Annotated in this window: 8 protein-coding genes; all 8 read right to left on the bottom strand. The window is 57.7% G+C overall.

What is annotated here, in order from left to right; genetic code table 11:
• Positions 1-135 precede the first annotated feature (135 nt).
• Positions 136-1,302, bottom strand: coding sequence for a PilZ domain-containing protein (locus tag WBR57_RS04605; RefSeq protein WP_424082548.1), 1,167 nt, complete (start codon positions 1,300-1,302; stop codon positions 136-138).
• A 38-nt stretch (positions 1,303-1,340) separates the two neighbouring features.
• A complete protein-coding gene (alg8, locus tag WBR57_RS04600) occupies positions 1,341-2,822 on the bottom strand; it encodes a mannuronan synthase (protein ID WP_424082546.1) in 1,482 nt (493 codons plus the stop codon).
• Positions 2,823-2,905: 83 nt separating this feature from the next.
• The gene (locus WBR57_RS04595) at positions 2,906-4,222 is read right to left on the bottom strand and encodes a nucleotide sugar dehydrogenase (RefSeq protein WP_424082544.1); all 1,317 of its coding nucleotides are present in this window, start codon (positions 4,220-4,222) and stop codon (positions 2,906-2,908) included.
• A gap of 899 nt (positions 4,223-5,121) precedes the next feature.
• A complete protein-coding gene (gene yaaA, locus WBR57_RS04590) occupies positions 5,122-5,901 on the bottom strand; it encodes a peroxide stress protein YaaA (RefSeq protein ID WP_424082542.1) in 780 nt (259 codons plus the stop codon).
• A gap of 102 nt (positions 5,902-6,003) precedes the next feature.
• The gene (locus WBR57_RS04585) at positions 6,004-6,978 is read right to left on the bottom strand and encodes a PoNe immunity protein domain-containing protein (RefSeq protein ID WP_424082540.1); all 975 of its coding nucleotides are present in this window, start codon (positions 6,976-6,978) and stop codon (positions 6,004-6,006) included.
• A 17-nt stretch (positions 6,979-6,995) separates the two neighbouring features.
• The gene (locus tag WBR57_RS04580) at positions 6,996-7,946 is read right to left on the bottom strand and encodes a PoNe immunity protein domain-containing protein (RefSeq protein ID WP_424082538.1); all 951 of its coding nucleotides are present in this window, start codon (positions 7,944-7,946) and stop codon (positions 6,996-6,998) included.
• Between the two features lie 22 nt (positions 7,947-7,968).
• Positions 7,969-9,369 (bottom strand): hypothetical protein, encoded by a 1,401-nt coding sequence (locus tag WBR57_RS04575; protein ID WP_424082536.1) that lies wholly within the window; start codon positions 9,367-9,369, stop codon positions 7,969-7,971.
• Positions 9,366-11,129: type VI secretion system tip protein TssI/VgrG (gene tssI, locus WBR57_RS04570; protein WP_424082534.1), on the bottom strand; the 1,764-nt coding region annotated here is incomplete at its 5' end. The genes tssI and WBR57_RS04575, both read right to left, overlap by 4 nt.

The following is an 11,129-nucleotide window of genomic DNA, read 5'->3' as shown; positions in this document are numbered from 1 at the left end:
TGTGGGAGCGGGCTTGCTCGCGAAGGGGCCCTGTCAGTTGATGCATGTGTTGGCTGACACACTGCTTTCGCGAGCAAGCCCGCTCCCACAGGGATTGCGATGTTTTTGAGAGAGTCATCACAGGCATGTCCTCGCTTACAGACCCGAAGCCATGGCTTTATCGATCAGCCAGTTCAGCGATGGGCCACGGTCGCTGGTGACTTCCACCGGGCGGCCTGCGTAGGTGCTGTCCAGCGGCGCATCCGGCTTGATCTGCACACGGATGTCGGAGGACAGGTCGGCACTGTTCAGGCTGGTGCTGCTGACGATGGTGCCGGTGCGGATCTGTTCTTCATCGGCGACCTGGAAGCTCACCGGAGTACCTGGGCGAACGTCGGCGAACTGGCGATAGGTGAAGCGCGCTTCAACGTTGGCCAGGCTGCCGCGTGGTACCAGTTGGAAGATCACGTCGCCTTTGTTGGCGTATTGGCCGTCGGCGACCATTTGCTGGGCAACCACGCAATCGCAAGGCGAGGTCAGGGTGCCGGTCATTTGCTTGCCGAACAGCTCTTCGACCTTGGCCGGTTGCAGCTGGTCTTCGTCCAAGTGGCCCTTGAGTACATCGAGCATGCTGGTGCTGAAGGTTGCCAGTGGCGCGCCTTTGGCGGCGATCCCGTCACCCTTGAGAAGGCTTTGCACGGTGCCGTCACGCGGCATGGTCACGTTCATGCCCGGTACGCTGACCAGGCCGGCCTGGGCGTGGCTGACGAAGTACATGCCGTACACCGACTTGAAGACAAAACCGAACGCAGCGAGGCCGACCAGGAAGATCGCCAGGCTGAACGTCACGGCGCGCAGGCGGCCGAAGGCGCTCATGTTGCTGCCGCCGTCCTTGACCTTGCGCGCCTTGGTGAAGTTGTCGCGTTGCAGGGTGGCCAGCACATCACCCATGGTCACGATGTCACCCGACAAGTGCGAGGTGATCAGGTGGCGCAGGGTGGAAATATCCTGTGGTTCCAGGTTCTGGAACTGGCAACCGGTGCGGCCGGTCTGGCGGTCGTAGGAGCGAATCTGCAGCTCTACATCCATCGCCAGGCCGAGGTTATCGATGACGAATTGCAGGCGACCCTTGTGCACTTCACCTACGGTCAGCGGCTGGGTGGCGGTGAACGCCAGGCCGCCGGCGGACAGGTCGAGCACGCGTGCTTCGGTCTGGCTGCGGTCGGTGTTGAAGAAGCGCAGCTTGGCCGGGATTTTGACCCGGGCATGTTGGCGCTGGGCTTCGGATTCGTGGACAACGTTGGCGTTTACTTGGCTGTTCATGACGGTGTAATTCCTTGGTTAATTCAGGCTTGGCAGGGTCAGACCATCATCAGCAACACGGCGACGAAAATGCTGCCGGCGGAGAAGGTCATGGTCCGAGACGACCAGGTGTTGAACCAACGTTGAAAGCTGGCCAAATCGCGGGTCAGTTTGGTGTCCTGGCGAGTCCAGGACTGTTGATCAAGACGGAAGAACACGTAGATTTTCACCAGCGCGCCCATGATCTGGTTGTAATACAGAATCACTGGGTAAGCCGGGCCGATCTTGTGGCCGGAGCACGACAGCAGCAGCGTCAGGATCAAGCGGGTGATGCCGATCCACAGCAGGTACGCGAGGATGAACGCGCCGCCGTACTTGAAGGTGGCGATAATCGCCACGGTCAGGCCGAGCAGGGAGGTCCACATCGATACGCGCTGGTCGAACAACACGATGCTGGTAAACAGGCCCAACCGACGCACGCCCAGGCCCAGGGCACGGGAGTTCTGGCGCAGGTTGTTGCCGTACCAGCGGAACATCAGCTTGCGGCTGGCTTTGATAAAGCTCTTTTCCGGCGGGTGTTCCACGGTGTGGATCGCGGCGTCCGGCACGTAGAAGGTGTCGTAGCCCAGACGCATCAGGCTGAACCAGCTCGACTTGTCGTCACCGGTCAGGAACTTGAAGCGGCCCAGGCGCCAGTGTTGCAGCGAGTCGCTTTCCACGTCGGCGATAAAGCCCGGGTCGGTCACGACGTTGGCGCGGAACACCGACATACGACCGGTCATGGTCAGTACGCGCTTGGACAGGGCCATCGAGCACATGTTGATGTGGCGTTGGGCGAAACGCAGCTTGTGCCATTCGCTCATGATGTAGCCGCCGCGCACTTCGCAGAACTCGTTGGTAGTCAGGCCGCCGACATTGCCGAACAGCTGGAACCACGGCACGGTCTTGCGCACTACGCCTTCGGCCAACACGGTGTCGCCATCGATCACTGCAACCACGGCGCGGTCATCCGGCAGGTGGCGGGAGATGGCGCGGAAGCCGAAGGCCAGGCCGTCGCGCTTGCCGGTACCGGCGATACGCACGAAGTCGAGCTTGACGTGCTCCGGCGGGTTCATGCGTTCCCACAGGCTCTTGACCAGCAGCTCATCGGACATTTCCACCAGCGAGCAGACCACGGTGGTCGGGAAGCCACATTCGATGGCTTCGCGAATCACCGAGCTGTAGACCTGGGCGGTGGTCAGCGCATCGATACGAAAGCTGGTGACCATCAGGAACACATGGGACGGGTCCGCGGCTTTGCCCAACTTGCGCACTTTGCGGCGCAGGTGTGGGTAGACCACGTACAGGAACAGCATGCCGCGAAAGAAATGCGTAGCACCCATCGAGTAGCGCCAGATACCCACGGCGCCAATCAGGAAAATAAAATTCTTCGACTCCGAGTCGAATGTACTCGCCGGCAACAGCAGGGCGAGTCCCATCAGCAGGCTGAGAAAGAACAGCCAGCCGGCGGATTGCAGTAGTACATGTTTTAACTTGGACATAAGCGTCATCCGGAGGTGAAGGAGGTTCCAGGCTGCAAGCGCTGGGGATTGGTACGCCTGCAGCCTGGAACTTGCCGTTGCTGTTACCAGCAAATACCTTCGGTGCGACCGGTCGCACTGGTGGCCTTGGACATGAAGCCCACCAGGTCGACCACTTGCTTGCCTTCCGGTGCGTTCTGCGCCAGGGCACGGAACTTCTCATCGCGGTTACCCAGGATGATCACGTCGGAGTTGTTGATCACATCGTCGAAGTCCGAGTTGAGCAGGGACGACACGTGCGGGATTTTCCCTTCGATGTAGTCCTTGTTCGCGCCGTGCACACGGGCGTATTCGACGTTGCTGTCGTAGATGCTCAGGTCGTAGCCCTTGCCGATCAGCATTTCGGCCAGCTCTACCAGCGGGCTTTCACGCAGGTCATCGGTGCCGGCCTTGAAGCTCAGGCCCAGCAGCGCGACTTTGCGCTTGTCGTGGCTGGAGACGATGTCGAAGGCGTTCTGCACCTGGGACTCGTTGCTGCGCATCAGCGAGTTGAGCAGCGGTGCTTCCACGTCCAGCGAGCCGGCGCGGTAGGTCAGGGCGCGCACGTCTTTAGGCAGGCACGAGCCGCCGAACGCGAAGCCTGGGCGCATGTAGTACTGGGACAGGTTGAGGGTCTTGTCCTGGCAAACCACTTCCATCACTTCACGACCGTCGACGCCGACCGCCTTGGCGATGTTGCCGATTTCGTTGGCGAAGGTGACCTTGGTGGCGTGCCACACGTTGCAGGTGTACTTGATCATCTCGGCAACGGCGATGTCCTTGCGGATGATCGGTGCGTCGAGTTCTTCGTACAGCGACTGCAGGACATCGCCGGAGGCTTTGTCGAATTCACCGATAACGGTCATCGGCGGCAGGTCGTAGTCGGCGATGGCGGTGGATTCACGCAGGAATTCCGGGTTGACCGCCACACCGAAGTCGACGCCGGCTTTCTTGCCGGAGCAGTCTTCGAGAATCGGGATGACAACGTTTGCGACCGTGCCCGGCAATACGGTGCTGCGCACAACGACGGTGTGCCGGGTGGTCTTGTCACGCAGGACAAAACCGATCTCGCGGCACACGGCTTCGATGTAGTCGAGTTCCAGGTCGCCGTTCTTCTTGCTCGGCGTGCCGACGCAAATCATCGACAGGTCGGTATCGCGGATGGCGTCGGCGAAGTTGGTAGTGCCGCGCAGCCGGCCAGTTTCGATACCCTGGCTCAACAGTTCGCCCAGACCCGGTTCAACGATCGGCGATTTGCCGGCATTGATCAGGTCGATCTTATCCTTGGAGATGTCTACGCCGACCACTTCGTGGCCACGGGCAGACAGGCAACCGGCACACACTGCGCCAACGTAACCCAAACCAAATATGCTGATGCGCATCGCATTTACCTCTTGTCACTGAAGACGTTGTTAACCTTGCCAATAATTGGCCGGAGTTCATGTTTGCAAGCGTCACTGATGCCACGAAAGTTGGGCGAATAGACGCCGACTTATCGCGTACAGGCATGTTAAATAACGAGTGACTAACGATTGCACTCAAGTTGTGCGCAACGTGGCCTTGTTATTGGGGCTTGCCCTGAAATGCAGCCAGCCTTCCTGGGAGAAGGGCTTGGCGCCAGTGCCGCAGGGCTTCGATAGAGGCTTCTAGCCTTTAAATATCAATGCCTTGGGTTGTCTCACTGACCCATTAGGGGAAGCTCAGCCTTGGCCTTATAGGGAGAAGCAATGCATCCTTATCGCCACTCTTAACTAATTGGTTGGTGTTGTGACCACTGAGTCAAAGTTAGTGTGACAACTTCGCTACTTCCGTGGGTCCGCCATGTAAGTCATCTCTTACAGAAACAGAGAATTTCGTTACCGGTGGTATGAGCGGCGCTTTTAGGTGAAGTTCCTGGCCGCTCATCCTGTTTCCGGAAATTTCTTGAAATATTAGAAAAGATGGCACTAGTAGTAAGGTGATAGCACTTGCTATTTGGGCCAGTAGTTATGGGGAGTTGGCGCGCAAAGATAGTTTTGTGCCACCACTGATTTAAAAAAGTGGTGCCACTACGAAAATTTTTTGGAAATGTCGAGTGAAAGAAATGTTAGAGAGGTGTCGGAATATTTTTTGACGCCAAAATAATGACTATTTTTGGGCGGGAATGACGTAAAAAATGTGGGAGGGGGGTTGCGCCCGATAGCGGTGTGTCAGTCAGCTCATTTGCAGCTGACCCTCCGCATCGGGGGCAAGCCCCCTCCCACATTCTAATTTTCAGCAGCTGTCAGCGCGGTGCAGAGCGTTACTCTGGTGCGTGGTCGCGCAAGAACACCAGGTTATCCGGCTTGGACTGCTCCGCATTGAAGCGGTAACCCTGCACGTCGAACTGCTTGAGCTTGGCGGGATCGTTGATGCGTTCTTCGATCACGAAGCGGCTCATCATGCCGCGAGCCTTTTTCGCGTAGAAACTGATGATCTTGTACTGGCCGTTTTTCAGGTCCTTGAACTCGGTATTGATGATCCGGGCGTTCAGGGCGTTGCGCTTGACCGCCGAGAAGTATTCGTTGGACGCCAGGTTGAGCAACACGTCGTCGCCTTGTTCGGCCAAGGCTTCATTCAACCACTCGCTGATACGCGTGCCCCAGAAGGCGTAGAGGTCCTTGCCACGGGCGTTGGCGAGTTTGGTGCCCATTTCCAGGCGGTACGGCATCATCAGGTCCAGCGGGCGCAGCAGGCCGTAGAGGCCCGAGAGCATGCGCAGGTGGTCCTGGGCGTAGCTGAAGTCGGCATCGCTGAAGGTCTCGGCGTTGAGGCCGGTGTAGACGTCGCCCTTGAACGCCAGCAGGGCCTGCTTGGCGTTTTCCTGGGTGAAGGCGGGGGTCCAGCTGCCGAAGCGGGCGGCATTGAGGCCGCCGATTTTGTCGGAGACGTGCATCAACTCGCTGATTTGCGCTGGGCTCAGTTCGCGCAATTGCTCGATCAGCTCCTGGGAGTGGTCGAGGTATTGCGGCTGGGTGAAGCGCGGGGTTGCCGGCTTGGACTCGAAATCGAGGGTTTTGGCGGGGGAAATCACCATCAGCATGAGGTTGGCTCCTGGAATCGTGGCGTGTAGCGTGGGCGCGATTCTAGGGGTTAGGGCGTTTTGACTCCACCTATGATGGTGATAGATGTCTGGATGTCGAGGCTAGCGGCTCGATGAGTCGAAGGTGTTTGAAAGCTTCCAGTGTACGACCTCGCCGTCTATCTTGGGGAAGGGCATGTCGTGCATGAACGGGTGCTCACCGACCATACGTTCAACACAGACATACAGGCCCGGCCATGGGCACAGGGCGCCAGAGGCGAACATCGGGGGACGACGCCATGCCCGGGTTTCCTCATCAGGGTAGACGTCACCGAGGTTTCGATCTCGCGCGTTGTCGATCAGCGCCTTTGGATAGTGGAAGGCATTGCGAAGTGAGGTGTCGTCAATTTTCCACAGCAATACCACCAGCGCGGCCTCAAAGGCCCAGTAGCCAAAGTGGTCTCCTCTTGGGCGGTGATGACGACCATGCCAGTAGCAGTTCTGTGACCCGTCATACCATTCGTTGAGGTACTGAAAAAGTGCTTGCTGTTGTTCGTCGTGGCGAAGGTCAAGGGCTTCCAGCAAGGGTTTATAGGGTTGTGGGTGAATCAAGGTCTCGCCGGGATACGTTTGGCCGACCCGATCAAAGAGTCGGTGAAGCAAGACATCATGACTGCGTTCGTCATCATGGTTGATCCAGCACGGTAACTGTTCGACCTGCTGCGGGTAGCCGAGAAGAACCGCTAATGTCAGCAGCCAGACGATGTACTGGTAGTCGTCGCGTACCCAGGGCCGTAACAGCGCGTCTGTTGCCGGGTAGGCATCAAAATGCCGTTGGAACTGGATGAAGGCATAGTCGACGTAAGTGTCGACCATTTCCAAGGGGTCTCCTCCCGAGTACCGTTGGATCGCCAGTTCCAGGGCCATATAGGCCCGGTCCCGGCTTAGCCCCAGGTTATGGCGGGCATCGCGCAGGGGATCGGTCAGCAAAGCGTTGATGTCCGGGTTGGCGAACTCAGCTTCCTTGGCTGCGGTGGAGGCGTGATAGTCCTGTTCGGTTGTCCACGGGTCGCGCTTCACACTGTCGAAATAGCTCATCGGTACTCCTTACAGGCTTAGATCCCTTTCACCAAGCGCCACGTCACCATTCGGCCGTTGTCGGTGGGCAGTGTCAGACCTTGCATGAACGTTTGCGGGCCGACGGCCCAGTCGTCGCAGATCCACACGCCAGTGCAGGGGCATGGCTCGCCGGAGTTGGCGCGCAGGCCGCTGTAGGTTTCGATACGTTGACCTTCGGGGAAGCTACGCATGACTTGGCGGTCGCGAGCATCATCAACCAGGTCCCTGGGGTAGTAAGGCAGGTCGCGATAGGGGGCGTCGTCAACTTCCCAGAGCAGGGTGACCATACCGGCTTCGAAGGCCCAGTAACCGAAAAATGCTTCTATGTTGCGCTTGTGGCGATCATGCCAGTAGCAGTCACGCATGCCGCGATACCAGTGCTTCAGGTAGGCACGCAGGGCTTGTTGCTGTTCGTCACCACAGGCGCTCAGCGCGTTCAGAAGTTCTGAGTAGGGGTGTTCGTGAATTAATTTATCGCCTGGTAACGTGATGCCAACTCGCTCGAATAAACGTCGAAGCAACGCGTCTTGCCCATCCTCCGGGTCGGCACTTATATAGCTGGCGATTTGCTCAATGTGCCGAGGCATGTTGAACAGTACGGCCAGAGACAGTAGCCAGAGGATGTATTGATAGGCATCCGGCTCCCAGGGTTTTAACGCGAATTCCGGGTAGGTGAGCTTGTGGCGTTCAAATTGGGCGAAAGCGTGTTCTGCGTAGGGCACTAATGCGTCTAAGGGCTCGCCACCGGAGTAGCGTTGGATCAGCAGTTCAAGTGCCTCCGTTGTCCAGGCCCAACTAAGTCGCTTTTCATGAGTATGATCACGTTCCTTTTCAGCGATAATTTGTTCTATCGATGTGTCGATGTAATTCTTTTGTGTGAACTCAATGGCTTCTCGATACGGGTTTTCCTGCATCAAGGGCTCACGCTTTATTTGGTCGAATTTCATATCTTTGGCGCCATTTTAAGAGTTATCGAGCTACTTCCCCTATCACCTTCGCATTCTCGTCAAGTCGAGTTATCGAGGCGATATTGCCACCTTCATCTACCACCAAGAGCCAGCGTTCATAACCTTCACGGCGAATGTCATGAAGAGTTTGTTTGTCAACGACGTCTTTCAGTCTTGGATCTATCCATTCATCACTCATCTGTTTCGCGCCAGGGTATCGAGCGCTTCCCTTGGTTTTCGGCAGGTTATTCGCCGAGAACACTCCGCCCGTGCTGTATTTAGTCTCGGTAATAATATACGGCGGCGGCGGGTTGGCATTCTTGTAAACACCATCCAGCCCACGTCCGGTAGGCTTCATATCCATGCTGCGCGGCCCACGCGCGCTTGACAGCAAATTTTCGTGACCTTTGCCGAGCATGTATTGGTCGCTGATAACTTCGCCGTAAATACCCTTCTGCGCCCGAGTGGCTGTCTTGGGGTCGAACGAATGCACATTCGGGCCATAGGATAAGGGCGTTGGGAATATTGGCACGGGTGTCCCCGTATTCCCTGCCGGACGTTCCAGATAGCGTGGGCGCATGCCAATCCCTGAGGTGACCTTGCCACCGCTCATAACCATGGGCACAGGTTTTTCTGCGCGTACCCCGGCAGTGGCGACCTGCTTGGGTAAGTCGCTGGCCTGTTCCAGCGCCTTGGCGAGCTTTGCGTCCAGTTGGGCCAGGGCCTGCGGGATTTGTGCAACGGCATGGGTTTGCACTGCGTAGAACTGGGCTTCCATGGCCTTCAATCGCGCCAGCAATTGTGCGGCTTGGTTGAATGGCCATCGGTCAAGATAGCCATGCAATTTGCGGATTACGGCTACGAGCTTGACCAAGAACTGATTCAGCTGAGTCAACAACTGCGCCTCATAGGACGTGAACTTGACCTGCTTGAGCCACAACTCAACATTTCCTCGAGTAAACTTGCCAAGGAACTGTACGACGGTCTTGAGTACTACCTGGCTTTCACGAATAAGCAGCAAGCACAGAGCGCGGAGGAATGCCGAAGCTTCTTGCCCCACCAATGCCCCCGCGGCTGCGCCAATGGGCGTTCCCGCCGCACCGATGGCGGCGCCGATGATGGGCGCGATCAGGGTGATAAGGCAGGCGATCAGCAATACCCATTCCTGCCACTCGGGTGGCTGGGGGCGTGTCCCGGTTTCTTCTTGGTTGTAGCGTTTCCCCAGACGCAAGGAAACAGCGGTCAAATCACGAGCGCTCAGGACGATGACCACCCCAGGCACGAAGGACAGCAGCATATCTGCGATGACTACGCTTAGCGGGCGTTCCTCGGCGAATTCACCGAGGATTAATTCCCGCAACCAGCCATATCCACTGGCTACTTGCTCTATCGCTTCGTCCAGCCAGTTTCTGACCGAACTCATGACTGGCCTCCAGGTGGTTTATCCTGTGTGAGCAGTCGCTTTAGATCCGCATCGATTTCATCGCAAGCGCTCACCTGTGGCTTCGCGCCAGAACAGTGGTATTGCACTTGCGCGCTGCATCCCGGTGTGACACCGGACAAACGTGCGTAGCCGTCTTGATCGACGACTCCATTGCGTTGGGTTCCATCGGACAAGAGAGCGGTAAACGCGTTACCTGCCATTGGGGCGCCATCGGGGTGAACCAGGCGAAACTCAATCTCACCGGCAGTGGGCGGCGGCGGGATACCGAAACGCGCGGGGGCTTTGGTTTCGACAACGGCATGGATAAGCATCGGCTCGGGACTGCCTATTTCGACGCGTCCGTTGGCCAGTTTGATGAAGGCTCCGCCGCAACTGAGGATTAACGAAGTACTGCTGTCTATATGGACTTGACCACGACGGCTGGTGACCGAAATGTCATCGGTGGCTGTGATGTGCAGTTGCTGACCCACCTGCACCTGTTTGTCCAAGGCGACTTGTTCGGTGGAGCCCAGTCCGACCGTAACGTTAAGCAAGCCGCCGACACTCACGGTCTTGGCCAGTGCCACTGTTTCCGTAGACGTTGCAAGCACGCTTTCGCTACGGTCGCCCTTGATAGATATCCGTTCATTGCCGCCAACGTTGCGTGTTCGGTCTTCTCCCACTGTTAAGTTTTCGTTGCTCACCACCTCGTCGTGACGATCATTGCCTACGAAGATTTTGTTGTTGTGTTTGATATGAACGTTCTTGTCTTTTTCGGCATGGATAAACACCTCCTGGTGCCCCAACTCGTCCTCAAACCGCAGCTCATTGAAGCCCGAACCCTTATGGGTGCGGCTCTTGATGGTCATCCGCGTCTTGTGTTTGGGCAGCTCGTAGGGCGGCAGATTGGTTTGCCGGTAGGTCCGCCCCGTGGCGATCGGCTGGTCAGGATCTCCATCCAAAAAGCTTATGATTAGTTCCTGATTCACCCGTGGCACGGCCATGGCGCCCCAGGTCGCGCCGGCCCAGCCTTGAGCTACACGGATCCAGCACGAACTCTGGTCGTTGTTTTTGTCCGAGCGATCCCATGGGAACTGCACCTTGACCCGGCCCCATTCATCGCAATAAATCTCCTCACCGGGCGGGCCGACTACCGTGGCGATCTGCGGGCCGTCGATGCAGGGTTTGGGACGCAGCGGGGCTTTCCAATCGGAGGTCCAGCGGATGGCACTGGCTTTCAACGTGTAAGAGGTGCCGAGGCCGCTACCAAACGATTCTTCCTGCAAGCTGGTGTGTTGCTTGCCTTCGTGCCTGATGGCGATGGTGCGCCAGCGGTCATTGAAGTCCTCGCGCGGATGGTCGTTGAGGTCGAAGGCCAGCCCCGGTTGCAGGCGCTCATCGTCGCCTTCCAGGTGGGCCAGCTTGGCGTCATTGCGCAGGGCAGTCAGACGCGTTTTGGTAAAAGGCTTGCCGGCGATATCGCGTTTGTAGCGACCGGGATAGTCGTAGCGTTCATAATCTTTGTGCTGGTTGTTCAGGTCTTGATCGCCGGTGGCGGTGTGCTGCTGGTTGTAGCGCGGGTGGGTGAAGGTGTAGTCGCGCTGCACCTGCATGGCGGTGCGCACCTGTTCGGTGTAGTGAAAGCGGTTCAGTGCCGGTTCCAAGGCGTCGCCACCACTCATGGGTTGGTAGATCACCGGGCAATCGGTGTGGGTGCCGATGGTGCCCAGGCCGCCGACGCGGTCGGTGAGGACCAGGGT

Source organism: Pseudomonas sp. (assembly GCF_049590575.1).
Lineage (GTDB): Bacteria > Pseudomonadota > Gammaproteobacteria > Pseudomonadales > Pseudomonadaceae > Aquipseudomonas.
Note: the sequence above shows the minus strand (reverse complement) of the source record. Positions and strands in the feature narration are given on the sequence as shown.

Coding starts and splice junctions, on each gene's coding strand:
- WBR57_RS04595 (WP_424082544.1), bottom strand. CDS start 4,222: ATGCGCATCAGCATATTTGGTTTGGGTTACGTTGGCGCAGTGTGTGCC.
- WBR57_RS04580 (WP_424082538.1), bottom strand. CDS start 7,946: ATGAAATTCGACCAAATAAAGCGTGAGCCCTTGATGCAGGAAAACCCG.
- WBR57_RS04575 (WP_424082536.1), bottom strand. CDS start 9,369: ATGAGTTCGGTCAGAAACTGGCTGGACGAAGCGATAGAGCAAGTAGCC.
- WBR57_RS04605 (WP_424082548.1), bottom strand. CDS start 1,302: ATGAACAGCCAAGTAAACGCCAACGTTGTCCACGAATCCGAAGCCCAG.
- alg8 (WP_424082546.1), bottom strand. CDS start 2,822: ATGTCCAAGTTAAAACATGTACTACTGCAATCCGCCGGCTGGCTGTTC.
- WBR57_RS04585 (WP_424082540.1), bottom strand. CDS start 6,978: ATGAGCTATTTCGACAGTGTGAAGCGCGACCCGTGGACAACCGAACAG.
- yaaA (WP_424082542.1), bottom strand. CDS start 5,901: ATGCTGATGGTGATTTCCCCCGCCAAAACCCTCGATTTCGAGTCCAAG.